We start from the raw sequence: 25,499 nt of genomic DNA, 5'->3' as shown, positions 1-25,499 counted from the left end.
CTTCCTCGAGGAGATGATTCTCAGGCGCTCGGTGCGGGACCGGTGGAGCCCCGGACCATCAGTTGGGTGCCGAGCTCGCGGCGGGTGCTGCCGTACTTGTCCGGGTCCTGCAACAGGCCCAGCAGCAGGTCCACGCCGGCCCGGCCGCAGCTCTTCATGGGCAGGCCGACGGTGGTCAGCGAGGGGTGCACCATCGCGGACAGGGCGATGTCGTCGAAGCCCAGCACGCTGATCGTGGCGGGCACCGCGATCCCGCGCGCGTTCAGGCGGCTGAGCAGGCCCAGCGCGATGACGTCGTTGTAGGCGATGACGGCCGTGACCCCGGCGGCGAGCACCTGGTCGGCGGCGGCGACCCCGCCGTCGAACTGGGGCTGGACCGGACCGACCTCGACCAGCTCGGCCCCGGCCGCGGCGATGGCCAGGCGCAGGCCGCGCACCCGTTCCCGGTTGGACCAGGACGCGCGTGGCCCGGCCACGTACGCGATCCGCCGGTGCCCCAGGGCGGTGAGGTGGGTGACGGCCTGCCGCATGCCGTCGACGTTGTCGAAGGTGATCGCCGGGAGCCGGCCGACCCGGCGGTTGAGCAGGACCACCGGGGTCAGCGCGGCCACGCCCCGCAGTTCCTGCTCGCTCATCCGCGGCGAGCACAGCACGATCCCGTCCACCTGTTTGGCGAGCGTACGGACCAGCTGGGCCTCCGCGGCCGGGTCCTCGTCGGTGTCGGCGAGGAAGACGGCGTAGTCGGCCTCGCGGGCCCGGGCCTGGATGCCCTTGACGACGCCGGGGAAGAACGGGTTGCCGAGGTCCGGCACGATGAGCCCGAGATTGCCGGTGCGGCCGGTGATGAGGCCGCGGGCGGCGCGGTTGGGGGAGTAGTCGAGCTCGGCGGCCGACCGCTGGACGCGTTCCCGGGTCTCGGCGCGCACCAGCTCCGGTGTCGAGAGAGCGCGGCAGACGGTGGACGGCGACACCCCGGCCGCCCGGGCCACGTCCTTGATCGTCACCGCCATCGGTTGCCTCCGCATCGTCCGGGGACTGGAGTGCTGCGGAGAGTGTGAAATCCTTTGCGGAGCGTTGTCAATAGATGACCGTCGACGTTTCCGGACGCGGCTGAAATCGTTTGCGGCACGTTCCTGGACGCCGCCCGGCGACAGTAGGGCGTCCCACTCGGACGATGGCAATCCGGCGGCTCATTGGTTAAGGTCACTTCGATGGGTGGCCGCGACCCATCCGCACTTCGGGGGAAGGTGTCGTGAGGCTTTCAGCTCTTTCGGGCGTGCTGTGCACAGCAGCCCTGGTCACCGCGTCGCTGTCCCTGCCCGTCGCTGCCACCGCGGCTCCCGCTGCCGCCAAGGCCGCCATCCCGTCGGCGCCGTGCGCCCCCGGTGGCGTCACCGCGGCCGACCGGGCTGTCGCGCAGCGCCTGCGGCCGGCGATGACCGGCCAGCGGCTCGGCCCCGCCCTGAGCGGATACAACGTCTCCTGCGCCCGAGCCATCGTGCGGCACGTGATCGGCCGCGGCCTGCCCGCCCGGGCGGCGGTGATCGCGGTGACCACGGCCATCACCGAGAGCACCCTGCACAACTACACCCTCGCCGTCGACCACGACAGCCTCGGCCTGTTCCAGCAGCGCCCGTCGATGGGCTGGGGCAGCCCCGAGCAGCTGCTCGACCCGGGCTTCGCCACCGGCGCGTTCCTCGACAAGATGCTGCGCACCCACTCCGCCGGCAGCTGGCAGGCCGGCGACATCGGCCAGATCAGCCAGCGGGTGCAGGTCTCCCGCTACCCCGCGGCGTACGGGCCGGAGGCCAACGACGCGCGGCTCATCGTCGGCCAGCTGTGGACCAGCTCGACCGGCACGGGCGGCACGAGCGGCACCACCAAGTCGCCGAAGAAGTCCACGGCCAAGAAGCCGACCGGGCCGTTCAGCAAGGCGCTGCTGCAGACCGTGCCCGGGCTGCCCGGCACGTTCGACGACCGGCACCAGGTGCTGACGGCCGACTGGAACGGCGACGGGCGCTCCGATCTCGTCGTGCTGCAGCAGTCCGGCACGACCAGCGGCGCCACCGAGGTGCGCATTGTGAGCGGCGCCAGCGACTTCCAGAACCTGCTGCTGCACACGGCCATCCCGCTGGGCCCGACCGACGCCCGGACCGCCTTCGCCATGACGGACTGGAATTTCGACGGCCGCCCGGACCTGGTGGTGACGCAGAAGTCCGGCACGGCGAGCGGCCGTACGGAGGTCCGGGTCCTCGACGGCGCCTCGTTCCTGCGGCGTTACCTGCAGGAGACCGCCACCGTGCTCGGCCCGAGTGACGACTGCTACGCGTTCGCCGTGGCGGACTGGAACGCCGACGGGCGCGTGGACGTGGCCGTGATCCAGAAGTGCGGGACGAAGAGCGGCCGTACGGAGGTCCGGGTCCTCGACGGCGCCGCCAACCTCCAGCGTTACCTGCAGGACAGCCCCACGCCGCTGGGCCCGACGGACGCCCGCCACACCTTCACCGTCGCGGACTTCAACGGCGACCTCAACCTCGACCTGGTCGTGACCCAGAAGTCCGGGGCCAAGAGCGACAAGACGGTGCTGCAGGTCCTGGACGGCGCCTCGCAGTACCGCAACCTCCTCGGCAAGCCGATCACCGCGCGCGTCTCCACGGACGACCGGCACAGCCTGTCGGTGCTCGACTGGAACAGGGACGGCCGGCTCGACCTCGTCGTGGTGCAGAAGTACGGCACCGCCGGCGGTCGCACCGAGGCGAAGATCCTCGCGGGCTGACGACGATGGGCCCGGCCACCGGGCCGGACCCATCACCGTCGCCGCCGCCGGCTGGGGGCTACAGGCGGTCGACGGCGAAGTCGGCCGCCTCGTCGGCGTCGTCGGTGTAGCTCAGGTGGGCCAGCACGCTCGCGCCCAGCGGATCGCAGACCACGTCACGGTTCGCGCAGATGTCCAGCGTCCGGTCCGCGTAGACGCCGGTGATGCCCCGGCCCAGCTTGCGCAGCGGATAGCCGAAGACCATGACCGCCGCGACCCGCGGCTGCACCGCCGCGGGGATGGTGGCCACGACCGGCCCGCCGACGCTCGCCCCCGCGGAGCTGATCCCGAGCGAGTTCCCGACCACGTTCGCGCCCTGCGAGTAGCCGACCAGGACGAACCGCTGGTCCGGGCAGGCCTGCGCCTGGTCGGACACGTGGCTGACCAGGGCCCGGTTGCCGGCGGTGGGCGACGTCGGGCTGACGCTCGCCGGATAGTCGACCGCGTGGCTGGTCAGCGTCGTGCCCGACGCCCGCCGCTGGATCGCCGCGAACACCGGGTCGCCGACGATGAGCCCCAGCCGGCCCGGCTCACTGGTGCCGCGGGCGACGACCACGTCGACGTCCGCGCACGCCGCGGCGGCCGCCGCGGGACCGGCCGCGATCACCGCACCGCCGGTGGCGAGCAGCGCGGCGGTGAGCAGGACGCTGACGCGTCCCCGGCCGCCGGGAAGGGAAAGGCGCATGTGGATCACCTCTGCTTCTGGTGAGGGCTGGTGGAGGCCCGAAGCTAACGAGGCGCCCGACCCCGCTGATACTCACTGGCCTGCTCGTATCGACGCGGGCAGTTATCAGCGCGGTGCGCATCCGCGGGCTCCCGGCGGCGTCCGGGCAGCGGTGTTACCCGGGGGTAGCCACTGCGCGGGAATTAGGCGAACATCGATTCATGCGGGTGATTCGGGACGCGACGATCATCACCGGGCCGGCGGGCAGCACCGAGGCGGCGACCGTCGCGCTGCTGCACGCGGACGTGCTGGGGTCGGCGGCCGAGATGGTCCGCGAGATCCAGGAGCAGGTCCCCGAGTACGCGGCACCCGACCAGCGCGAGGCCCGGGCCCTGCGCCGCGGCGTCGACCTGGCTCTGCGCCGGTACGTCGAGCTGCTCGACCAGCACGTGGGCCGCGGTGGGCCGGGCCGGGACTGGCGCGAGATCTACCGGGCGGTGGGCGCGAACGAGATGCGGGCCGGCCGCAGCCTGGAGTCGCTGCACGCGGCCGTACGGATCTGCGCGCGGGTGGCGAGCCGGCGGCTGCGGGCCTTCGCCGGGCGCCACGCGTTACCGCCGGCCGTCGTGGCGTGGCTGGCTGAGGCGATCTTCGACAACATCGACGAGGTCGCCCGGGCCTCGGCCGAGGGCTACGCGCAGGCGCAGGAGGCCGAGGTCGGTGAGCTCGACCGCCGCCGGCGCCGCCTGGCCGAGCTGCTCATCGCCGACCCGCCACCCTCGCAGCGGGCCCTGGCCGCCGCGGCCGCCGCGGCCCACTGGCACCTGCCGCGCCGCCTCGCCGTCGTGGTCGTCGCCGCCCCCGGGCCACTGTCCCAGCCACCGATGCTGGCGCCGGAGATCCTGTCCGTGTTCGACCACGTCGAACCGTGCCTGATCGTGCCGGACCCGGAAGGCCGGGCCCAGGTCCGGGCCCTGGTCAACGGCCTGGCCCGGCACCACGCGGCGGTGGGACTGCCGGTCGAGCCGATGGACGCCGGCAGGTCCCGGCGCTGGGCCCGGCTGGCCCTGGAGCTGTCAGCCAACGGCCGCATCCCGCGCCGGCGCATCATCTGGTGCGCCGATCACCTGGCCACCCTGGCCGTGTTCCAGGACGAGGCGCTGCTGGCCGCGCTCGCCCGGCGTCGCCTGGCCCCGCTCGACGGGTTGCGCGAGGACAAGCGCCGGCTGCTCGCCGAGACCTTGCTGGCCTGGCTGAGTTTCAACCAGAACGCCAACGAGGTGGCCGGCCACCTGCATGTCCACCCGCAGACGGTGCGGCACCGGCTGCGCCGCCTGACCGAGCTGTTCGGCGACCAGATCCGCGACCCGCGGCTGCGCTTCGAGCTGGAGCTGGCCCTGCGCGCGTTCACCACGTGACGAGCTCGTGCAGCGCGCTGCTGGTGGCGGCGTCCGCGGGCAGGAACGCCTCCAGCCGGAGCTCGGCCACGGTGACGTCGGTGGCGGTGCCGAAGTGGGTGAGCGTCGTGATGAGCCGTAGCTCCCGGTCCGCCGGGCCGGCTCCAGGACCTCGTGAAGTTCCGCTGGGAGATGGTCGGCGCCCCCGGCGACGTGGCTGCGGTCGGGCTGGAGATCCTGCTGCTCGGCGCGGACGGCCGCATCGTCAGCGACTTCCAGTTCATCGAGGGCTGACGAGGGCCGCCGTCACCACAGCCCGGTGGCCTTGGCCAGCCCGCCACCGGCTGCCGCGGCGGCACACGCAACCAGCAGCGTGGTGCACAGCCGATTGGTGAGGTGCTTGTTCGCCGCGGTGGACTGGTCCAGCAATGCCACCACGACACCCCAGGCGGCGGCCAGGGCCCCGATCACCAGGCCGACTGATGTACTCACCACCTCAGCCTGCCCTGACCGCGTCGAGCCCGGCCCAATAGCCGATGACATGACGGTAAACAGCGGACCCTGTCGATCAGCCCCGTACGCCGGCCAGGGCCAGCCGCTGCTCGACGCGGTCGGCGACCGCGCGCAGGTGCGGCAGCCGTACGTGGTCCACCAGGGCGTTCCACGACGCCGGACCGTGCCGCCGCAGCATCTCCTCGTGGCGCCGGCCGGTGGTCACCCGCCGGCCGTCCGGGCCCACGGTCTGATCGGCGTAGGTCAACGCGTCCGAGAACAGCCCACCGTCGTCCGGGTAGGCAGCGAGCTCCTCCGCGAGCCCTCGGGCAGCGGCGACGAACCTGGCCCCGGAGTGCTGTGCCACCAGGCCGACGATCGCTGACGGCCAAGCCAGCCGTTCGAGGTGGCGGGCCCCGTCGAGGGGATGGAAGCCGGTCGCCACGGTGCGCTCGGCGTAGCCGATGTCGTGCAACCAGGCGGCCGCGACGAGCACGTCCCGGTCGATCTCCAGGGGCTCGGCGAGCTGGGCCGCCCGCGCGGCGACCCCCGCGGTGTGCCGCCAGCGGTTGCCCAGCGGGGCCAGCAATTCGTACGCGAGCTCCTCGGCGGTGTCGGGGAGCGTCGACAGTCCTGCGCGCATGGCTAGATGCTAGGGACCTGGACATGAACGGCAGTTGTCCAGGACAAGACCTCCTGCTGAATCCGGTCGCGGCGACGACTTACCAACGGCCCCGGTGGTCACTAATATGAGCTCCTCTCACTTCTGAGGAGTCGTGGCCATGGATGCGCTGCCCAGCTTCCCGTCGAGCTTCGTGTGGGGCGTCTCCACCGCGGCCTATCAGATCGAAGGCGCCGTCAGCCAGGACGGGCGCGGCCCGTCGATCTGGGACACCTTCGCCCACACCCCCGGCCGGGTCCGTGACGGTGACACCGGCGACGTCGCCTGCGACCACTACCACCGGTGGCCCGAGGACGTGGCGCTGCTCAGCGAGCTCGGCGTCGACGCGTACCGGTTCTCGATCGCCTGGCCGCGCATCCAGCCGGACGGTTCCGGCGCGGTCAACCCGAAGGGCCTGGACTTCTATGACCGGCTGGTCGACGAGCTGGTGGCCCGGGGCATTGCCGCGGTGCCCACGCTGTTCCACTGGGATCTGCCCCAGGCCCTGGAGGACGCCGGCGGCTGGCTGAACCGCGAGACCAGCTACCGCTTCGCCGAGTACGCCGCCGTGGTCGCGGACCGGCTCGGTGACCGGGTCAGCCGCTGGATCACGCTCAACGAGCCGATCGTGCACATGGCCCAGGGCTACGCCTTCGGCACCCACGCCCCCGGCCGGGAGCTGATGTTCGACGCGCTGCCGGTGGCCCACCACCAGCTGCTCGGGCACGGGCTGGCCGTGCGCGCGTTGCGGGCGAGCGGCGCCGCCGAGGTGATGATCACCAACAACTGCACCCCGGTGGTGCCGGCGAGCGACTCGGAGGCGGATCTGGCCGCCGCGGCGGTCTACGACGGCTTCCACAACCGGCTGTTCCTGGACCCGGTGCTGCTGGGCGAGAATCCGCTGCTGGACGGCGCGCCCTGCGTCCGGGACGGGGACCGGGAGATCATCGCGACCCCGCTCGACGCCCTTGGTATCAACTACTACAACCCGACCCGGGTCGCCGCCGCGCCGGACGGATCGCCGCTGCCGTTCGAGATGCTGCCGATCGAGGGGGTCCCGACCACCGCGTTCGGCTGGCCCGTCGTCCCCGGTGGGCTGCGCGACCTGCTGGTCGGACTGCACGACCGGTACGCCGGCACGCTCCCGCCGATCTACATCACCGAGAGCGGCTGTTCCACCGTGGACGAGGTCGCCCCGGACGGGCGGATCCACGACACCGCCCGCATCGACTACCTCGACGGTCACCTGCGCGCGCTGCACCAGGCGATCGGCGAGGGCGTCGACGTGCGCGGCTACTTCGTCTGGTCACTGCTGGACAACTTCGAGTGGGCCGAGGGGTACCAGCAGCGGTTCGGGCTGGTCCGCGTCGACTACGACACTCAGCGCCGTACCCCGAAGGACTCTTTCGGCTGGCTGCGGGCCGCCCTGCGGGACCAGAGATGACCGCGCCCGTCGCGGCGGTGGAACCGGCGCGGGTGGGCGCCCGCTGGATCGGCCTGCTGTCGCTGGCCAACCTCGGGCTGTGGATGGGCTACTTCGGTCCGCTGCAGGTGCTGTTGCCCAACCAGGCACAGGACCTGGGCGGGATCGACAAGACCACCGCGCTGGGCATCGTCACCGGCGCCGGTGCGCTGGTCGCCGTCCTGGTCGGACCGATCGCCGGCGCGCTGTCGGACGCGACCACGGCCCGGACCGGGCGGCGGCACACCTGGATCGCCTCCGGGGCCCTGCTCGGCTGCGTGGGGCTGGCCCTGCTCTCCGGGCAGCGCACCCTGATCGGGCTGACCCTGTGCTGGTGCGTCGCGCAGGCCGGCCTGAACACGCTGCAGGCCGGGCTCTCCGCGATCGTCCCGGACCGGACGCCGGTGCGGCAGCGCGGCCTGGTCTCCGGCTGGGTGGGCCTGACCCAGTCGATCGGCGTGGTCCTCGGCGTCCTGCTGGTCACGCTGGTCGTCAGCGGCACGATCAGCGGCTACCTGCTGATCGGCGGCCTGGTCGTGCTCACCGCACTGCCGTTCGTGCTGGCCACTCCCGACCCCGCGGTCGCGGCCGGTGCCGCCCCGCGCGTCACCCTGCGCGGGCTGACGGCCGTCTTCCGCTTCAGCCCCCGGGCCAACCCCGACTTCGCCTGGGCCTGGGCCACCCGCTTCCTGGTGCAGCTCGGCAACGCCATGGCCACGCTGTACCTGCTGTACTTCCTGCGCGACCGGGTGCACCACAGCAGCCCGGAGGACGGGCTGCTGCTGCTGATCCTGGTCTACACCGGCACGACAGTGCTGACCGTGGTGGCCGGCGGCATCGTCTCGGACCGCACCGGCCGGCGCAAACCATCGGTGATCGTGTCCGGCTACGTCATGGCGGCCGCGGCCGGACTGCTCGCCCTCTGGCCGACCTGGACCGGCGCCCTGATCGCCGCCGCCGTGCTGGGCCTCGGCTTCGGCGTCTACCTCTCCGTCGACCAGGCCCTGATCACCCAGGTGCTCCCGACGGCCGAGGACCGGGCCAAGGACCTCGGCATCATCAACATCGCCAACTCGGCGCCGCAGGTCCTCGGCCCGGCCCTGGCCTTCCCGATCGTGGCCTACCTCGGCGGCTACCCGGTCCTCTACCTGGTGGTCGCCGCGGTGACCGTGCTCGGTTCAGTCCTGGTCACCCGGATCCGCTCGGTCGACTAACCCGCCGCGATCGCCTGCTCCCACATCCGGGTGTAGGCCTCGGCTCCGCTCATCAGCTGCTGTCGCAGCAGGGGTCCGTCGTCGCTGCCGGCGTGGCGGATGAGGTCGGTGGTCCAGTCCGCGTAGAGGCCGTACTGGGCCACGCCGTCGGTGTTGAGGTCGAAGGTGCGCGAGCCGTAGACCTGCTTGCTCACCGTGGTGCCGTTGGGCGCGATGAACGGGTAGGTCAGCGGGTCGGTCCCGCGCGGCGGCGCCTGCGGGCCCAGGCCGTTGACGTCGCTGCCGAAGCCGTAACCGGTGATCGAGGCGCCGTGCGGCAGGGCCTTGTTGGCGCGCCACTCGGCGAGGAAGCCGGGCTCACCCTCGGCCGGGTCGGCCGCGAAGGCGTACGAGGCCACGAAGCCGCCGCGGGCCACGATCCGGTCGACCAGCGCCCGGTCCGCCCACGTGTGCACCGAGGTCACGCCGGGGTAGCGGGCCGCGTCGACCAGGTCGAGCACGGCCTGCGCGGTCTTCACCCCCATGTGGTCGATGTGGATGATCATGCCGCGGCTGATCATCTGCTGGATCAGGTACGTGCCCAGCGCGGTCAGCCCACGGGTGTTGCAGATCTTGCCGCTCGGGTAGACCGGCAGGATCGCGCCCGCCGGCAGGCCGAGCGGGCCCAGCTTGAGCAGCTCGGCGAAGTCGTCGCTGACCAGCGGCTGCTCGTTGTCGGACGGGCCGGTGCAGCTGGTCGCCGTCCACCAGTGGCCGGTGGAGAGCAGGTTCGCCACGTTCAGCGCCGCCCCGGTGACCCCGGCGTCGAACCGGGTGCCGCCGAACGCGTTGTCGAACTTGTGCACCGGGTACAGCCCGGAGACGCCGAACGCCTGGAGCTCGTCGAGGCCGGCGTCGATGTCGGCCCGGGTGCACTGGGCGACGTCCTTGATCTCCCGGCAGCCGAAGACCTCGGAATTCTCCACGCCGACGAGCACGGCCAGCTTGCCCTGGGCCGCGATGGCCCGGACCTGCGCCGGCGTCTTGGCGATCCGGAACCAGCCCTTGCCCTTGCCGCCGTGCTGGGCGTCGATGTAGTCCTGCATCGAGGACAGGTACGTGGCCTGCACCCGCAGCTGATCCATCTCGTCACAGGACGTGTCCCGATACGGGAACAGCTCGCAGATCACCCGGTTGGCGACCAGCAGCGCGTTCAGCACCCGCTCACCGGAGCGCCAGGCCCGCTCGATGCTGCGGTAGTACGACTGCTCGTGCAGCAGCGAGTTGTGCTGCGGCCAGTCGCCGAAGGTGGGCCAGCCGTCCTCCGCGGAGTTCACCACGTCGGTGCCGCCGATGATGCCTTCGAACAGCGCGCCCACGTTGAGGCTCGCGTGTGAGGAGCAACCTGCGAGGGCATCCCGTACGCCGCCGGGGGCCCATGCCTCGCCGCAGTGCAGCCGCCCGCCGAACGCGGCGCCGGCGGTGATGTGCGCGTGCGCGTCGATCGTGCCGACGAGCTTGCCGCTGCCGTCCACGGCGGGTGCGGCGGTGCCGGTGACGCCCGGGTCGACGTCGGGCGGGGTGTAGCAGCCCGAGGCCGAGGTGAGGGCGATGGTGTGGGAGCTGCCGCCCGCGCCGAGGCTCCACAGGAACGAGCCCATGATCTGGCCCGTGGCGGTGTTGGTGAAGCGGTACTTGTCGCCGCTCACAGTGACCGTGTAGTCGGCGCGGTCGCCGTACGCGTCACCGGCCAGGATGAAGCCCGCGACGCTCTGGTAGGCCGGGGCCCCGGAGGCGTCGAAGAGCTCGTAGCGCGACAGCTGGGTGGCCTCCAGCCGGAACGGCGTGGCGGCCGAGGCGGAGCCCGTGAAGCCGTAGCCGGCCGAGCTGCGCACCACGTAGCCGAGGGCGCGGGAGCCGTCATAGACCTGCAGGGCGGCGCAGGTGCCGTCGAGGGCGTCGGCGGCGGCGGTGATCGGCGCGGCGGCGGCCGCGGTGGGGGAGACCGCGAGGGCCACTGCCGGTAGGAGAACGGCGAGGGCGAACGCGAGGGGTCGGCGGCGGAGGGGGAAAAGAGGCATGGGGGCACCCGCTTGACTCACGCTGGACTCGCTCCAGCAGCGCGAACGTCAGCAAAGACTGTGCTCGACGTCGATGTCTGTCAAGGTGAGTGCGAGAAACATTCACTTTGTCCGATGACGCTGGATCGGTCACGCGCCGCCGTTGATGGCCCCCGTACGCAGGGCGCCCTCCTTGACCTTCCACTTGGCCAGCAGCTCGTCGTAGGAGCCGTCGTTGATGAGCGCGTACAGGGCGGTCTGCACGGCGGTGGCCAGCTCCTTGCGGTCCTTGGCGATGCCGATCCCGTACGGGATGGCCTCGATCTGGGGTCCGGAGAGCTCGAGGGCCGGCATCTTCTCGACGTCGAGGGCGGCGATCGGGAAGTCGTTGAGCGCGGCCTGGGCCTTGCCGTCGCGCACGAACGCCGACGGTGTGTCGGACAGGACGACGGTGAGCTTCTTCGCCCCGCAGTCCTTCTTCTGCGCCTCGGCCATCTCGACGAAGACGGTGTCCGGCTGGGCGGCCACCTTGCGTCCGCACAGCCCGCTCATGCCACCGATGTCGCCGACGCCCTTTCCGACCACGATGGACGTGCCGGCGTTGAGGTAGTTGACGAAGTCGGCCTTCTTCTGCCGTTCCGCGCGGTCGAACATCGACGACATGGAGAAGTCGATCTTGTGGGTCTCGACCTGGTCGAGCAGGTCGCCGAAGCCGACCTTGCGCCACTCGACCTTGAGTCCGAGGCGCTGGGCGATGGCCTCGCCGAGCCCGACATCAAGCCCGGCGAAGGTCGGACCCTGCATGAAGGTCATCGGCTCGAAGGTGGGATCGGTGCCGCCGATGAGCACGCCCGACTGCCTGATCGAGTCCGGCAGGGCGGCCCGGGCCTCGGCGAGCCGGTCCACCGGCCGGCCGATCTCCGCCGCGGAATCCGCGCAGCCGGCCGCCGCCAGGGTCACCGCGACGCTCAGCAACAGGGGAACGATTCTCATGAGACCTCCTGGACGCGCCTAAGAGTTTGTTCGGCCGGAGTCCCGGCGGCCTGAGCGGAAGATGCCCGGTATGAGGGTATTTCGGATAATCTGCGGTTGAGGAGGTCCCCGTGACGTTCACCATCCGGCGCCAGATCGCCGCCCTGGCCGTGGCCGGCTTCGTCCTGGTCATCGTGGCCGGCGCGATCGGCTACCGCGGCACCTCGGCCATCGCCGCCCAGCAGGCCACCGCGCGGAACTCGGCCGCCGCCCTGCAGGCCGTGCAGTCCGCGGACCTGGCCCGGGCACTGTTCCGGGGCAACGTGCTGGCCGCGCTGGTGACCAACAACGCCACCGAACGCCAGACCGTGCTGGACCGCCTGGGCGAGAACGTGGCGCAGGCCCGGGCCGGCATCGACGACGTGATCCGCTACGCGCCCCAGCTGCGGGCCCAGGCCGACGGCGCGCTGCCGGTCCTGGACCAGCTGATCGCCTCCGGGCAGCGGATGGTGACCCTGGCCAGCCGGGTCGCCTCGGACCCGACCCGCTCCGGGGCGCTGGCCGCCCGGCCCGCGTACGACGAGGTCGATGCCAAGGCCGCGCAGACCCTGGACGCGCTGAAGGCGGCGATCACGCTGCGGGTGAAGCAGTCGTACGACGAGGCCAACTCGGTGGCGACCAGCGCGAAGCTGCTCACCCTGGTCACCGGCCTGCTGGCGGCGATGGTCCTGGGCGGCGCGGCGCTGCTGCTGGCCCGCCGGATCGCCCGCCGGATGGACCACTGCCTGTCGGCGGCCCGGTCGATCGCGGCCTACGACCTCACGGTGGACGCCACCCTGCCCGGCGGCGACGAACTGGCGCAGCTCGGCGGCAGCCTGAACGCGATCGTCGGCTCGCTGCGCCAGGCCCTGATCGAGATCGGCGGCAACGCCGGCTCGGTGGCCGCCGCCTCCGAGGAGCTCACGGCGACCAGCCGCCAGCTGTCCCAGGGCGCCGGGACGGCATCGTCGGAAGCGGCCGAGGCGAGCCGCGACATCGGCCTGGTGACCTCGAGCGTCGAGGAGACGACGGCGGCCGCCCGCGGCCTGGAGACCTCGATCCAGGACATCACCACGGCCGTGACCGAGGCCGACACGGTCGCCAAGGAGGCGGTCGAGCTGGCCGTCACCACGAACCGCACCATCGACCGGCTCCGCAGCTCCAGCGAGGAGGTGTCCGCGGTGGTCAGCATCATCACCTCCATCGCGGAGCAGACCAACCTGCTGGCCCTGAACGCGACGATCGAGGCGGCCCGCGCCGGCGAACAGGGCAAGGGCTTCGCCGTGGTGGCCGGCGAGGTGAAGGACCTGTCCCGGGAGACGGCGTCGGCGACGGGCGACATCGCGGCCAAGGTGACGGCGATGCAGACGGACACGGCGGGAGCGTTCGAGGCGATCACCCGGATCAGCGAGGTGATCGACCGCATCGACGAGCTGCAACGCTCGATCTCCACGGCGGTGGACGCCCAGACGACCGCAACCGAGCAGATCGTGTCGAGCATCGCGGCGGCGGTGACGTCGGCTACGGGCGTATCGGACTCGATCGGCCGGGTGGCCGACACGACCACCCTGACCCACGAGGCAGCAACCCAGACGGAAGCGGCGGCGGTCGAGCTGTCCCAGCTGTCGCAACAGCTACGAATGGTCTCCGACAAGTTCCGCCACTGACCGGCCGCCCGAACTCAGCCTGCGGTCACGCGGTAGACAGCTCCGGCGAGGTCGTCGCTCACGTACAGGGCTCGGTCCGGGCCCTGCACCGCCATGACCGGGCGGCCCCAGCGTGAGCCGTTCTCCAGCTGGAAACCGGTCAGCAGCGTCTGCTGCGGGCCCAGCGTGCCGTCGCGCCAGGCGAAGAACGACACCTCCGGCGGCCGGGGCGGGTTGCGGTTCCACGAGCCGTGGATGCCGGCCAGGGCGCCCGGTCCGTACTCGCCGGCCAGGCCCGGCGCCGTGGCGAAGCTCAGTCCCAGCGGCGCCGAGTGGGCGCCCATGCCCTGCTCGACCGGGGGCAGCGCGGCGCAGTCGAGCTTCGTGCCGCCCGGGTTGTTCTGGATGTCGCGGACGAACGGGCGCCGGGTGTAGCTCAGCGGCGAGTCCTTGGCCCCGGGCTCCAGGTCGGGCTCCGGGTTGCAGTACGGCCACCCGAGGTCGCGTCCCTGGGTCAGCCGGGCCAGCGGCTCGAACGGGTGGTCGTTCACGTAGTCCTGCATGACCCGGCCCTCGTCCGAGTCGCCGTCCCCGTCGTAGTCCCGGTCGTACGGGTATTCGATGTTGTCCCGGTTGTTGACCGCCGTCCACACCGCGCCGTCGGGGTCGACCGCCAGCCCGGTGCCGTTACGCACCCCGCGCGCGAAGACCGTGGGCGTTCCGCCGCTCGCCGGGGCCCGCAGGATGGACGCCCGCTCGGGGGTCGCGTCCCGGTCCTCGGCCGACACGTTGCCGGTGGAGCCGACCGAGACGTAGAGGGTGCCGTCCTTGCCGATCGCCACGCTCTTCAGCGCGTGCGCGTAGGCGCCGCCCAGGTCAGGACTCTTTGCGTCGGGCAAATTGTCGATCACGACCCGTTTGCCCGACACCGCTCCGGCGGCGTAGGTGAAGGCGTCCACCTGGTCGCTCTCGGCCACGTACAGCGTGTTGCCGGTGAAGGCCAGCCCGTGCGGCTGGTTCAGCCCGCTGACCAGGGTGCGCTGCGCCGGCGCGGCGTCGCCCGGGCTCGGGACCAGCTCGACGACGTCACCGGACTTGGGGCGCGAGACCAGCAGCCGGCCGTCCGGCGTCCAGGCCAGCAGCCGGGCGCTGGGCACCCGGGCCCAGACGGTGACGGTCCAGCCGGGTGGGGCCTGCAGCGACCGGCTCTGGTCGAACGGCGCCGAGCCGGTGCCGGCGAGCGGGCGTACGGTCGTGCTGACCAGCGCCGGAACCTGCGCGGAGGCCGGCGCCGACGACACCGGCACGGTCGCGCGGGGCGCGGCCTCGGCGGGCGTGGCCGCCGGCTGGTCGGAGGAGCACGCGGCCAGGACGAGCGCCAGGCCACCGGCTACTGCTGCACGCACGACCGTCTTCATGGTGCATCTCTACCCACTGGCCGCGCCGGCACGCAACCTCGGGTCACTCGCGATGTGCCACGATGTTGAGCACGTTGCCGTCCGGCGCCCGGACGAAGAAGCGGCGTACGCCCCACGGCTCGGTGGTCAGCGGGTGCACGATCTCGTAGCCGAGCCGCTGCGCCTCCTCGTAGGCCCCGTCGACGTCGTCGGTCTGCACGGAGATCACCGAGTCCTCGGGTGCGGTGGCGTCACCGCTCACCAGTTGCACGCTCGCCCCGCCGTCGGATGAGGTGTAGCGGGCCACCCAGCCCAGATTGAACTCCTCGGTGCTCAGGCCGAGGAAATCGGTGTAGAAGCCCTTCGCCGCCTCGAGGTCGGGCACGTGAAGGTTGGTCATGATGCGTCGGGCGCGCATGTGCTCCTCCTGCCGGCGCCGGCCTTGAGCGAGGCGGCGGTCTCGACCGCACGGAGAGCCTGGTGCCGGGCTGCCTGCAAGGCTATGTCACCGGGTGGGCCGTCGCCCGCGACGTGCGAGGTGCCGCGGCCGTATTGTCGCCGGATGACGCAGACACAGACGCACACTCTCGCCGTGCCGGGCGCCGACCTGGTCTACGACGTCCGCGGTCCGCTGCCACCGGCCGGCGGCCGGCCCGCGCTGCTCATGATCGGCCAGCCGATGACGGCGGAGGGCTTCAACGCCCTGTCCGGCCACTTCACCGACCGTACGGTCGTCACCTACGACCCGCGCGGCCTGGGCCGCAGCACCCGCACGGACGGACGCTCGGAGCACACCCCGCAGCAGCAGGCGGCGGACCTGCACCTGCTGATCGAGGCCCTCGGCGCCGGCCCGGTCGACGTGTTCGCCAGCAGCGGCGGCGCGGTCACCGGGCTGGAACTGGTCGCGGCGTACCCCGGCGACGTCGCGACCCTGGTCGCGCACGAGCCGCCGATCAACGCGGTGCTCCCGGACGCCGCGGCCGCCGAACGGGCCCGGGCCGGCTTCCACGAGGCGTACCAGGCCAAGGGCAACGGCGCGGGCATGGCCGCGTTCATCGCGATGACGTCGTGGCAGGGCGAGTTCACCGACGCCTACTTCGCCCAGCCCGCACCCGACCCGGCGATGTTCGGCATGTCCACCGACGACGACGGCACCCGCGAAGACCCGCTGCTGTCGAAAAGCTCGTGGGCGATCAGCGACTACCGCCCGGACGCGGCGGCGTTGACCGCCGCCCCGACCCGGATCGTGGTCGCGGTGGGCGAGGAATCCGCCGGGATCTACACCGGGCGTACGGCGCTGGGCGTCGCGGCGCTGCTGGGTCAGGAGTCCACGGTCTTCCCGAGTCATCATGGTGGCTTCATGGGCGGCGAGTTCGGCTACGCGGGCAAACCGGAGGAGTTCGCGGCGAAGCTGCGCGAGGTCCTGGACGCGACCTGACCTCGTCGGCTCAGCCGAGGGCAGCGACCAGCCGTTCACCGTCCGGCCAGGGACCGTAGCCGCTCGCCGTGTCGAGATGGCCGGCGTCACCGGCATCGACCAGCTCCGCGCCCCAGTCCGCGGCGTAACGCTCGAACTTCGCGAAGGTCGAGTACGGATCGGTGCGGCTGGCCACCAGCGTGCTGCGGAACGGCAACCTCGCGCGCGGCACGACGCCGTCGATGGGCGGTGGCGTGACCAGCAGGGCGCCCCACACCGGACCGGCATGGCGGCCGGCCCAGGTGACCGTGGCAATGCAGCCGGCGCTGTGGGCGATCAACACTGCCGGCTCGTCGTCCGCCATGATGGCCGCGTGCAGCGCGGCCACGCGCTCCTCCAGAACGAACGGTGACCCCGGCGGGTGAGGCGCCCACTGATAGTCGGAGTGCGCGCCGGCCCAGCGCACCATCCAGTGCTCCGGGCCCGGTCTGCCGCGTCCGGGGACGAGCAGATGTCGGGCCATGAGCCGATGATAGAAGCGCTACGGCTGTTTTTCGTGTCCGGAACAGATGGCGTGGTCGACAAACGCCTCGACCACCCGGTCCAGGTCGCGGTTGAGACCGGGCGTGACCGCGACGGTCACCTGACGGCGACCGTCCGGCGTGGAGAAAGACCAGGCCTGGTACGCGAGGGCATCGCCGTCATTGCCGTACACCTGGACGCCGCAGGCGGTCGTCCGCCAGGCCAAACCGAGCCCGTACGTCCGCGCGCCCTCGACACCCTGCGTCTTCATCGCATCGAGCAGGTGATCGGGCAGCAGCCGCCCCCGAAGCAGGGCAGCGAAGAACCGGTTGAGATCCCGAGTCGTGGAAATGATCTCGCCGCCGGCGTTCAGCACCGACGGGTTGGACTCGGTGTAGTCGACAAGCCGCGTCACGCCGTCCCGCTCGATCGGCACATAGCCATGCGGATGCGGACCACGAATCCACGGCGAAATGCCCGGCACAGAGGTGCCACGCAACCGCAGCGGCCGGATCACCCGGCGCTCGATCTCCCGGCCGTACGGCCGCCCGGTCACCTCCTGGACGATCTGGCCGAGCAGCAGATAACCGGTGTTCGAGTACGCGAAAGCAGAACCCGGCGGCTCGAACGTGACCGGATGGGCCACCGCCTGCTGCACCATCTCGGCGGCGGTCCGGGTCCGCCACCGGTCATCAAGGAACTCAGGCTGCGGCGGCAACCGCAACGTACGCAGATAGTCGAACAAGCCGCTGGTGTGATTGAGCAGGTGGCGCACGGTGATGTGAGCGCCGTCGGGGACGATCCCGGGCAGCCACGCCTCCACCGGGTCGTCCAGCCGCAGCCGGCCCTCATCGACAAGCTGCAGGACGACGGTGGCGAGGAACGTCTTGGTGATGCTGCCGGCCCGGAACCGGCCGTTGACCGGGACGGGTTGGGTCGTGCCCACTTCGGCTACGCCGCTGGTGCTGCGCCAGGTGCGGTGCTGATCGCGTACCTCCGCGAAAGCGCCCACGGCGCCGGCGGCCACGACATCATCAAGCCGCAGCTGCAGATCGGGCCGGTCAGGGCCGGGCGGCTGGGCCGCGACAGCGGCCGGCGCGGCGATCACCGCCAGCGCCGCCGTGACGGTGACCAGCGACTGGAGCATGCGCGTCATCCCGACCTCCCCGTGAGAATCCCAAGCGGAGCCTGACGCACCAACAGCAACGATCACATCGGGGAACGCCCTTGGTGGAGCCCCCGGATCAGGCGGCCGAGTCGTTTTTGAGCCGTGTGGGCTCGGCGACGAAACGGCCAAGACAGGGTGTCCAGTTGATAGATGGATGTACCTGTTCGGTCGGTGCGTTCTTTGTGGTGCGTACGGTCGGATTGGGCATGCCTGGCGACGATCGCCCCTCCGGCCCGCCGACTACTGCGGCTGCGCCACCGCAGGAACACACTGCGCCGGCCCCTGGCGGAGCGGCCCGAGCTGAGCCTGCCGAGCCTGCGCCGGCGCCCGCCGAGGCTGCGTCAGTGCCTTCCGAAGCCGACACTCAGCCGACGTTCCGCAGGCTTCTGCAGAGTGCCTTTGCTCCGTTCGCTGTCGCGGGCTTCCTGGGAACGGCGGCGCAATTGCTCGACGTGAGTGGTTGGGCGATCTTCGCGCTGGTGGTGGTCGGCGGAGCCGGCGTCGTCGTCGCACACTGGCGGTGGAAATCCTCCCGGTGGCAGTCGTTCACCGCCGGCGGAGTGTTCGCTGCCTGCGCCGTTGGCATCCTTACCCTCGCGTTGCTCCAGCCACCGGACTCTCGCCAGGTCGCCGAGCAGGCACCGTTCGTTCCCGGACCTTCGGTACAACCCGTCGGACCGCCCGACCCCAACTCCTACGTCTCGTATGACGGCACCTGGATCGCTCGGAAGCAGGCCTGCACCGGGCTCCTCGGTCTCTGCTTCGGGCAGCCGATCTCTTTTGCCATGCAGGCATTCGGCGGCAAGGAGACGGAGGGATACCCGACGGCCGGTGAAAGCACGGAGTTCTCCGATGCAACGATGTGCCATGCGTGGGACCTGCCTCGGATCGACCAAGTGACGGTATGTGAGCGCAACGGCGCCATCTATTCGATCCGCGTGTTCAACCTGGGGGAGACGGATCTCTCCATCGCGGTCCCGAACGAGATGACCGTCAATTTCGGCGAGCCGCTCGGCGATGATGCCGAGGTCATCACCGCCGCAATACACAGCAAGCCGTTCGAGTCGAACGTCATCTCGGACGAGGGTGCCTCCAATGTGTCGATCGGCTGGTTCTTCCCCCAGGATGCTGAAGGCCCACCGGACGTCAAGATCGAGTTGCTTGCCCGCATCCCGCTGGAGCCGGGAGCGAACAGCTCTCTCACCGCGTGCTCGGAACAGCTTTCCCGATACAACTACGCCGACGTGCTTCCGCTGGCCCGGCGCGCGCGGACTGTCAGCGCGGAGATCAGTCCGGTGATGCCCCGCGATCTTCAAGACCCCACCGACTGCTGAAAGGCCGCCGCGCGCACGGGTCAACTTCAGTCGTCGAGGCGTACCAGCATTTTTCCGGTGTTGGCGCCGTTCAGCATGCCGAGGAACGCTGCCGGGGCCTGCTCCAGCCCCTGCACCACGGTCTCTTCCGTACGCAATGACCCGTCCCGCAGCCACCCGCTCGCCCGCTCGATCCATTCCGGGAAGCGGTGGAAGTACGAAGTCACGAGCACCCCGCGCAGCGTCAGCTCCTTCCAATACGCCTCGTACAGATTCTCCGGTCCAGGAACCGGCCCAGTCGCGTTGTACGAGCTGACCGCCCCGACCAGAGCGATTCGCGCGCCTGACCGGGCAGCGCCGATCGCCGCGGTCAGGTGGTCGCCGCCCACCGTGTCGACGTAGACGTCGATGCCTTCCGGAGCCGCCCGGGTGAGCTGCTCGGCGATCGGTGCCGCCTGATAATCGAGACCCACGTCGAAGCCGAAGCTTTCAGTCAGCTTCTTGGCCTTGTCCGGCCCGCCCGCCGACCCGATGACCGTGCCGGCGCCCAGCAGGCGGGCGAGCTGGCCCGCGACGCTGCCGACCGCTCCGGCCGCCCCCGACACGAACACAGTGTCGCTCGGCCGGACCGGCGCCGCCTCGGTCAGCGCCGCGCACGCCGTCAGCCCGGTGGTGCCCAGCACCCCGAGATACGCCTGCGGTGGCACGGACGACGTGTCCACCAGCGTCGCGCTCGTGGCGTCCAGGACGGCGTAGTCCCGCCACCCCAGGAAGTGGGACACCGTTGCGCCGGTCGGGATGGTGGTCGACTTCGAGGCGATCACCTCGCCGATCGCGCTGCCTTCGAGGGCGGCGTCCAGCTGGAACGGCGGGAGGTAGGACGGTTTGTCGTCCATCCGTCCCCGCATGTACGGGTCGACCGACATCCACGTGTTGCGGACCAGGATCTGCCCCTCCGCGAGCGGCGGCACCGCGGTGCTGACGAGGGTGAAGTGCTGGTGGCCGGGTGTGCCGACGGGCCGGCCGGCCAGCCGGATCTCCCGGCCGGTGAGGTTCTTGTCCATGCCGGTCAGCCTGCGACCTCGGCCACGGCGCAGCCAGAGTCCTGGGTTGGGTACCCACCGGATGGCTACCCTGGCGCGGTGGACACCCGTGCGGAGTTGACCGGCTTTCTGATGTCGCGCCGCGCCCGGCTGCAGCCGGAGACCGTCGGTGTGCCGCGTTACGGCGAGCGGCGGCGCGTGCCGGGGCTGCGTCGCGAGGAGCTGGCCCAGCTGGCCGGGGTGAGCGTCACCCACTACACCCGGCTGGAGCAGGGGCACGGCCGCAGCGTGTCGGCCGAGGTGCTCGATGCGGTTGCCGGTGCGATGCGGTTGAGCCGGGACGAGCGGGAGCACCTGACCAATCTTGTGCACCCGCCGCGGGTCGAGCCCGGGCCGGCCGACCCCGAGGTACGCGTCGACCTGATGTGCCTGATCGACGGGATGACCCACACGCCCGCGTTCGTGCACGGCCGGCACGGAAACATCCTGGCCCGCAACGGTACGGCCGCACGGCTGCTCGGCGAGCCGGCGTCCGATCGGGGCAGCTGGCCGCAGCTGGTCTTTCTCGACGGGCCTCTCCGGTCCATGCTGCTCGACCCGGGGTGGGAACTGCTGGCTCGCCGGCACGTCGCGTACCTTCGCTTGAATCTGGGCCGTTATCCCCGCGACCGGGCACTGGCCGGCGTCGTCGAGTCGTTGCACTCGTCGAGCGCTGACTTCCGCCGGCTCTGGGCCGCGCACGAGGTGGCGGACTGGGCCGACGTCACCTGCCGGCTGCGGCATCCGGTGGTGGGTGACATCGAGATCGCCGTCGACGTCATGAAGGCGACCGGGGAGCCGGACCAGTGGCTCGTCACCTTCACGACCGAGCCGGGCTCGTCCTCGCAGGAGGCGCTGCGCCGGCTGGCGGCCTGACGGAGAGGTTGACATGACCACGACAGAGTTCACGCTGCGGGCGGCCGGCCCGGATGACATCGCCGCCGTTGCCGCAGTGTGGCATGCCGGCTGGCCGGACGGCCACCTCGGTCATGTGCCCGAGGAACTGGCGCAGCACCGGCACCTCGACGACTTCCGCCGCCGGGTTCCCGACCGCCTCGCCGGCACCGTGGTGGCCACGATCGACGACCGGGTGGTCGGCTTCGTGATGGCTCACGACGACGAGGTCGAGCAGCTGTACGTGGCGGCCGAGGCCCGTGGCCGGGGCGTGGCGGACGCCCTGCTGCGCCGCGGTCAGGAACTGGTCTCCGCCAACGGCTTCGGCCGCGCCTGGCTCGCCGTGGCGACCGGCAACGCGCGGGCCCGGGCCTTCTACGAACGCATGGGCTGGACCGACGCCGGGCCGATCGAGTACGCCGCGCAGACCGCGACCGGGTCGATCGCGGTCTCCTGCCACCGTTACGAATCTGCCTGAGTCCGTTACCTGACTGCCGTTCCCGCAGATTGACGGATAGTGAAGGGCTCGGGTTCGCGGCAGGAGGACGGGCATGGTCCCGCAACCGCACGGCAGGGTCGTCGAGATCCGGGTGCACGGCGTCAGCGGTACGCCGATCGAGTCTGTCCTCGACGACCCGTGGCCCCGCCAGGTCGCCGGTGACGACGCCGGGCGCATCTTCCGCCGCACCGCCACCCATCCGTCCGGCCGGGTGATCGAGGGCTATCACTGGGGCCGGTACACCGCGGGGTCGCCGTCGCGGGCGCTGTGGCTGCTGCTGGTGCCGTTCGCGCTGGTGAACGTGGCCCGGTTCGCGCTGTTGATGCCCGAGCGGCGGCGCACCCGGGACCGGGCGGCCGACGGCGTGATCCGGCTGCTGGGCCTGGTGCTGACCGTGACCATCGTGGTGACCACGTGCTATCTGGGCTGGAACGTGCTGGCCCGGCAGTGCGGCCCGGGCGCCTGCTCCGGCGGCTTCTGGCTGCTCGACTGGTACGCCGGCCGCTCCCCGGGCGTCCGCGAGCTGGTCGGCGCCGTGCTGCCGGGCGTGGTCCTGCTGGTCTTCTGGCAGTTCGACCGGTTGTCGTTCCCGCACGACCCGCCGGGCATCGCGCGCTCGCAGCGTCCCGGCAGCAACGGCGACCTCGGCGATCCGGGTTTCTGGCGCGGCGCTTCCGCGCAGACCTCGTGGCAGCGGGCCGCGCACGTGTGGACCGGCTGCGCCACCGCCGGTCTGCTGGCGCTGGCCATGCTCGGCCGCCCGGGCGACTGGGCCGGCGAGAGCCCGGTCTTCACGGCGGCTTGCGGGATCGTGGGCGCGGTTCTGGCCGCCGGACTGGTCAGCGGAGTCTGGCTGGTGATCCGCAATCCGACGCCGGACGAGAAGGAGGCTGTCCCGGACGGCCGTGACCCGGTGGCCCTGCGCACGGGGATGCGGGCGACGCGGTGGTCCACGGCGGGAGCCGCGCTCGCCGCTGTCGCACTGGCTGCGATCGGGCTGGACCACGTGACGCCGGCGGCGCCGCAGGGTGTGGGCGCGACCTTCTCGGCGGTCGCCAACGGCGTGTTCGCGCTGCTCGGTGCCGTGCTGCTGGTGCTGCTCGGGGTCTGTGCGCTGCTGGCGTACGGGGCCGGGGGGAGCGAGTTGCGGCTCGGCGGGGGCGAGCGGCCGGCGATTCCGGTGTCGTTCCGGCCGTTCTACTTCGGGATGGGCGGCTGGCTCGGCGCGGCGCTCGGTGCGACGGCCGGGATGGGCATGAGCGCGGCCGCGGTGTTCTGGACGGCCCGGGCGCTGGGGGAGCCTGTGGTCGACGGCGCGAAGACCCAGCCGCAGCAGATCGAGATCGCGGCTGTCTACTGGATCATGGCGGCGGTCTGGGGCGCGCTCGCCGTGGCGCTCACGGTGGCGTTGCTGCCGCTGGCCGCCTGGCTGCTGCGCCGGCGGACCTGGTGGCTGCTGGTGCCGGCGTTGCTGGCCGCATTGGGTACGGCGGCCTGGGCAGTGCTCGCCCACCCCGGCGCCGACGTGCTGTCCCGGCAGGCGGAGTGGCTCATCGCGGGTCTCGTGCTGGTGCTCGCGGTCGCCTGCGTGGTGTTCTTCACCGGCCGCGACAGTTTCCGGCGCCTGCTCTGCCAGGACTACACCAGCAACGAGAGTCTGATCCGAGCCCAGGCGCGGGTGGCCGGCCGCTGGCGGATCGCGATGATCCGCTACCGCTACCACCACGTCATCGGCCTGCTCGCCACGCTGGGTGGGTTCGCGGTCATCGTCTCGGCGGGGGCCTGCGCCTGGCTGCTGGCCGCGTACGACGAGCCGCCGCGGGTGCTGATGGGCAACGCGACCGGCCCGCTCGGACAGCTCGGGGTCGTGGTCGTCTCGTTCGGGGCGACCGGGTTGGTGGTGCTCGGACTGGGCACGTGGCGACGGCCGGGGCTGCGTACCACGGTCGGGGTGATCTGGGATCTGCTGTCGTTCTGGCCGCGGGTGGGCCATCCGCTGTGCCCGCCGCCGTACGGCGGCCGGGCCGTCCTCGCGGTGGCCGGACGCGCCGCGCAGTGGGCCGACCGCGGGGTGCCGCGCGGCGAGCGGGCCGACCACGTTGTCCTCTCCGGACACAGCCAGGGCAGCGTGATCACGTTCGCCGCCTGCGCGGTCATCCTGAACCAGGCGGCCGGCCGGTCCAGCCAGGGCGGCGAGGCGGACGACCTGAACTTCGCCCGGTCGCGGATCACTGCCGGGCGGCTGCACATGATCACGTACGGCTCGCAGTTGCAGTTCCTCTATGCCCGGTTCTTTCCGTCCTACCTGGGCTTCGCGCAGCTCCACGAGGTCGGCACCGGAGGGCTGCGGCAGCGCTGGCTCAACGCCTTCCGGTGGACCGACCCGCTGGGCGGCCCGGTGCTCTCCTGGCAGGTCTCGAAGGCGCGGGAGAAGTTCGGTCCGGACCTGACCGAGTGGCGCACGATGGGCTGCGGGCCGGACTGCGCCGAGCACCAGCCGGTCGTACGCTGCGGCTGCCCGCAGCCATGCCCGGATCCCTCCGCCGGCTGCCCGGAACCGCGCTACTGGACGGTCGGCGCGGACGTGCGCCTCCGGGACCCCGCCACCATCGTGGACTCACCGGACGTGCCCCGGCTGGCAGCCCGGGGACACAGTGGATACCTGTCCGACCCGGCGTACGAGGTCCTCCTGCAGGATCTGCTCGACGGCGCAGTGCCGGTCGGCCACCGTGCGCAGCCCCACACCCGCCGGGGCGCTGTGAAGGTGTGAAGACCAAGGCACACTGGGCGAATGACGCCGCTGTATCGGCAACGGATGAAGCAAGCGGTGCGGTACGCGTGGACGATGCGGCTGGCGCTGCTGGCTGCGATCTTCGTCGCGTCCTGGGTGCTGCTGCATGAACGGCTCTCCTGGGCGTTCCTGGCCGCCTTGCTGATTACTGTGGTCTGCCTGTTCCCGTCGATGCTGGTGCCGCTGCCGTGGACCCGGATGGGTCTCCGGTACGCGATAACCACCGGCCTCGCCGCCGATCGGGAGACGTACCTGGAGCTGGCGGCCAAGTGCGGGGCGGCCGGCGACCACGCGGAGCAGATCTCGATCCTCCGGGCGTGGGCCGAGCGTGCTGATCCGGAGGCGTACCAGCTGCTGCTCACGGTCCTGCCCGAGCACGGGATCCCGGCCGACGTGTCGGGTCTGCGCAAGAGCGTTCTCCGGGGTCTGCCGGAGGAGAGTCCGCTGTTCAAGCCGTGGCCGGGCCTGGACGGTCCCGGGCTGCTGGGGCAGGCCCAGGATGCTCGGCGGACCGGCGACCCCGGGGTACTCCAGAGTCTGGCGCTGCTCCTGGACGCTGTCGGGATGCCGGACCCGGAGGTCTGGCGCCGGCTGGTCGATGCCCGGGTGACCGGGTTCCATGGGCGGCTGGCCCGGCAGCTGGCCGACACCGGCCGGCTCGACGAGGCGGTTGAGCTGATGCGGGTAGGCCCGGACGGCAGCCGCCCGAGCTTCCGTGAGGTCAAGGAGTTCCTGCGCGAGCGCGAGCTGGACAGCCGGCTGGAGGACGAGGCGCGGCGGGTGTGGGACGAGCGCCGCGTTCCGGAGGCGCTGGTGGAGCTCCGGCAGCTGCTGGACGAGCAGGGCCGCCTCGACGAGCTCGCCGCGTTGCCGGAGCCCGCGCCGCCGAGGTCGTCGGGAGGCGCGCCGGAGGGCCGGTGGCCAGGGTTCAGCGCGAACCTCACCATGCCGAGTTCGGGCTATCAGGGGCCCACATTCACGTGAGCTCGTCCTTGCCAAACGCGTAACACACTCG

At 71.7% G+C, this 25,499-nt stretch carries 22 protein-coding genes; 11 read left to right on the top strand and 11 right to left on the bottom strand.

Features of this window, described 5'->3' with window-relative positions; genetic code table 11:
- Positions 1-20: 20 nt before the first annotated feature.
- Complete coding sequence (locus ACQP2Y_RS37850) at positions 21-1,010, bottom strand: LacI family DNA-binding transcriptional regulator (protein WP_433721070.1); 990 nt, start codon at positions 1,008-1,010, stop codon at positions 21-23.
- A 242-nt stretch (positions 1,011-1,252) separates the two neighbouring features.
- On the opposite strand from ACQP2Y_RS37850, the gene ACQP2Y_RS37845 reads away from it, so the two are divergent.
- Complete coding sequence (locus tag ACQP2Y_RS37845; protein WP_433721068.1) at positions 1,253-2,776, top strand: FG-GAP repeat domain-containing protein; 1,524 nt, start codon at positions 1,253-1,255, stop codon at positions 2,774-2,776.
- A 58-nt stretch (positions 2,777-2,834) separates the two neighbouring features.
- On the opposite strand, the gene ACQP2Y_RS37840 is transcribed toward ACQP2Y_RS37845, so the two are convergent.
- Positions 2,835-3,500 carry a cutinase family protein gene (locus tag ACQP2Y_RS37840; protein ID WP_433721067.1) on the bottom strand — a complete coding sequence of 222 codons (666 nt, stop codon included), beginning with the start codon at positions 3,498-3,500 and terminating at the stop codon, positions 2,835-2,837.
- A gap of 200 nt (positions 3,501-3,700) precedes the next feature.
- On the opposite strand from ACQP2Y_RS37840, the gene ACQP2Y_RS37835 reads away from it, so the two are divergent.
- Positions 3,701-4,897 (top strand): PucR family transcriptional regulator, encoded by a 1,197-nt coding sequence (locus ACQP2Y_RS37835; protein WP_433721066.1) that lies wholly within the window; start codon positions 3,701-3,703, stop codon positions 4,895-4,897.
- Positions 4,898-5,182: 285 nt separating this feature from the next.
- On the opposite strand, the gene ACQP2Y_RS37830 is transcribed toward ACQP2Y_RS37835, so the two are convergent.
- Entirely contained in the window at positions 5,183-5,368 is a 186-nt protein-coding gene (locus ACQP2Y_RS37830; RefSeq protein ID WP_433721064.1) for a hypothetical protein, read from the bottom strand.
- Between the two features lie 76 nt (positions 5,369-5,444).
- Positions 5,445-6,011, bottom strand: a complete 567-nt coding sequence (locus ACQP2Y_RS37825; protein WP_433721063.1) for an HDIG domain-containing metalloprotein — start codon at positions 6,009-6,011, stop codon at positions 5,445-5,447.
- 139 nt (positions 6,012-6,150) lie between these two features.
- Here ACQP2Y_RS37825 and ACQP2Y_RS37820 point away from each other — a divergent pair, with 139 nt between their 5' ends.
- Together ACQP2Y_RS37820 and ACQP2Y_RS37815 are read left to right on the top strand one after the other, a co-directional pair.
- Positions 6,151-7,473, top strand: a complete 1,323-nt coding sequence (locus ACQP2Y_RS37820) for a GH1 family beta-glucosidase (RefSeq protein ID WP_433721061.1) — start codon at positions 6,151-6,153, stop codon at positions 7,471-7,473.
- Positions 7,470-8,705, top strand: a complete 1,236-nt coding sequence (locus ACQP2Y_RS37815) for an MFS transporter (protein ID WP_433721059.1) — start codon at positions 7,470-7,472, stop codon at positions 8,703-8,705. The genes ACQP2Y_RS37820 and ACQP2Y_RS37815 overlap by 4 nt, the downstream gene beginning before the upstream one ends.
- Here the strand turns inward: ACQP2Y_RS37815 and ACQP2Y_RS37810 are convergent.
- Together ACQP2Y_RS37810 and ACQP2Y_RS37805 are read right to left on the bottom strand one after the other, a co-directional pair.
- On the bottom strand, positions 8,702-10,765 hold the full coding sequence (locus tag ACQP2Y_RS37810; protein WP_433721057.1) for a hypothetical protein: 2,064 nt from the start codon (positions 10,763-10,765) through the stop codon (positions 8,702-8,704). The genes ACQP2Y_RS37815 and ACQP2Y_RS37810 overlap by 4 nt on opposite strands.
- 129 nt (positions 10,766-10,894) lie before the next feature.
- Positions 10,895-11,737 carry a transporter substrate-binding domain-containing protein gene (locus ACQP2Y_RS37805; protein ID WP_433721055.1) on the bottom strand — a complete coding sequence of 281 codons (843 nt, stop codon included), beginning with the start codon at positions 11,735-11,737 and terminating at the stop codon, positions 10,895-10,897.
- Positions 11,738-11,847: 110 nt separating this feature from the next.
- Between ACQP2Y_RS37805 and ACQP2Y_RS37800 the strand changes: the two genes are divergently transcribed.
- The gene (locus ACQP2Y_RS37800) at positions 11,848-13,422 is read left to right on the top strand and encodes a methyl-accepting chemotaxis protein (RefSeq protein WP_433721053.1); all 1,575 of its coding nucleotides are present in this window, start codon (positions 11,848-11,850) and stop codon (positions 13,420-13,422) included.
- Positions 13,423-13,436: 14 nt separating this feature from the next.
- Here ACQP2Y_RS37800 and ACQP2Y_RS37795 read toward each other — a convergent pair whose 3' ends face one another.
- Together ACQP2Y_RS37795 and ACQP2Y_RS37790 are read right to left on the bottom strand one after the other, a co-directional pair.
- Positions 13,437-14,807, bottom strand: coding sequence for a PQQ-dependent sugar dehydrogenase (locus tag ACQP2Y_RS37795; RefSeq protein WP_433721051.1), 1,371 nt, complete (start codon positions 14,805-14,807; stop codon positions 13,437-13,439).
- 55 nt (positions 14,808-14,862) lie between these two features.
- On the bottom strand, positions 14,863-15,216 hold the full coding sequence (locus ACQP2Y_RS37790; protein ID WP_433721050.1) for a VOC family protein: 354 nt from the start codon (positions 15,214-15,216) through the stop codon (positions 14,863-14,865).
- A gap of 144 nt (positions 15,217-15,360) precedes the next feature.
- On the opposite strand from ACQP2Y_RS37790, the gene ACQP2Y_RS37785 reads away from it, so the two are divergent.
- A complete protein-coding gene (locus tag ACQP2Y_RS37785; protein ID WP_433721048.1) occupies positions 15,361-16,236 on the top strand; it encodes an alpha/beta fold hydrolase in 876 nt (291 codons plus the stop codon).
- Between the two features lie 10 nt (positions 16,237-16,246).
- On the opposite strand, the gene ACQP2Y_RS37780 is transcribed toward ACQP2Y_RS37785, so the two are convergent.
- On the bottom strand, positions 16,247-16,738 hold the full coding sequence (locus ACQP2Y_RS37780) for an RBBP9/YdeN family alpha/beta hydrolase (RefSeq protein ID WP_433721046.1): 492 nt from the start codon (positions 16,736-16,738) through the stop codon (positions 16,247-16,249).
- 18 nt (positions 16,739-16,756) lie between these two features.
- Positions 16,757-17,893 (bottom strand): serine hydrolase domain-containing protein, encoded by a 1,137-nt coding sequence (locus ACQP2Y_RS37775; RefSeq protein ID WP_433721045.1) that lies wholly within the window; start codon positions 17,891-17,893, stop codon positions 16,757-16,759.
- Between the two features lie 356 nt (positions 17,894-18,249).
- Between ACQP2Y_RS37775 and ACQP2Y_RS37770 the strand changes: the two genes are divergently transcribed.
- On the top strand, positions 18,250-19,239 hold the full coding sequence (locus ACQP2Y_RS37770; protein ID WP_433721044.1) for a hypothetical protein: 990 nt from the start codon (positions 18,250-18,252) through the stop codon (positions 19,237-19,239).
- Between the two features lie 26 nt (positions 19,240-19,265).
- Here the strand turns inward: ACQP2Y_RS37770 and ACQP2Y_RS37765 are convergent, their stop codons facing one another.
- Positions 19,266-20,282 (bottom strand): NADP-dependent oxidoreductase, encoded by a 1,017-nt coding sequence (locus ACQP2Y_RS37765; protein ID WP_433721042.1) that lies wholly within the window; start codon positions 20,280-20,282, stop codon positions 19,266-19,268.
- A 78-nt stretch (positions 20,283-20,360) separates the two neighbouring features.
- Here ACQP2Y_RS37765 and ACQP2Y_RS37760 point away from each other — a divergent pair, with 78 nt between their 5' ends.
- The 4 genes from ACQP2Y_RS37760 to ACQP2Y_RS37745 all read left to right on the top strand — a co-directional run bounded on the left by ACQP2Y_RS37760 (position 20,361) and on the right by ACQP2Y_RS37745 (position 25,468).
- Positions 20,361-21,176, top strand: a complete 816-nt coding sequence (locus tag ACQP2Y_RS37760; RefSeq protein WP_433721040.1) for a helix-turn-helix domain-containing protein — start codon at positions 20,361-20,363, stop codon at positions 21,174-21,176.
- Positions 21,177-21,189: 13 nt separating this feature from the next.
- A complete protein-coding gene (locus ACQP2Y_RS37755) occupies positions 21,190-21,672 on the top strand; it encodes an N-acetyltransferase family protein (RefSeq protein ID WP_433721038.1) in 483 nt (160 codons plus the stop codon).
- 73 nt (positions 21,673-21,745) lie between these two features.
- Positions 21,746-24,463 carry a hypothetical protein gene (locus ACQP2Y_RS37750; RefSeq protein WP_433721037.1) on the top strand — a complete coding sequence of 906 codons (2,718 nt, stop codon included), beginning with the start codon at positions 21,746-21,748 and terminating at the stop codon, positions 24,461-24,463.
- Between the two features lie 21 nt (positions 24,464-24,484).
- On the top strand, positions 24,485-25,468 hold the full coding sequence (locus ACQP2Y_RS37745) for a hypothetical protein (RefSeq protein ID WP_433721035.1): 984 nt from the start codon (positions 24,485-24,487) through the stop codon (positions 25,466-25,468).
- The last annotated feature ends 31 nt before the right edge of the window (positions 25,469-25,499 follow it).

Origin of the sequence: Actinoplanes sp. CA-051413, from assembly GCF_050955795.1 — a bacterium.
Taxonomy (GTDB): domain Bacteria; phylum Actinomycetota; class Actinomycetes; order Mycobacteriales; family Micromonosporaceae; genus Actinoplanes.
Note: the sequence above shows the minus strand (reverse complement) of the source record. Positions and strands in the feature narration are given on the sequence as shown.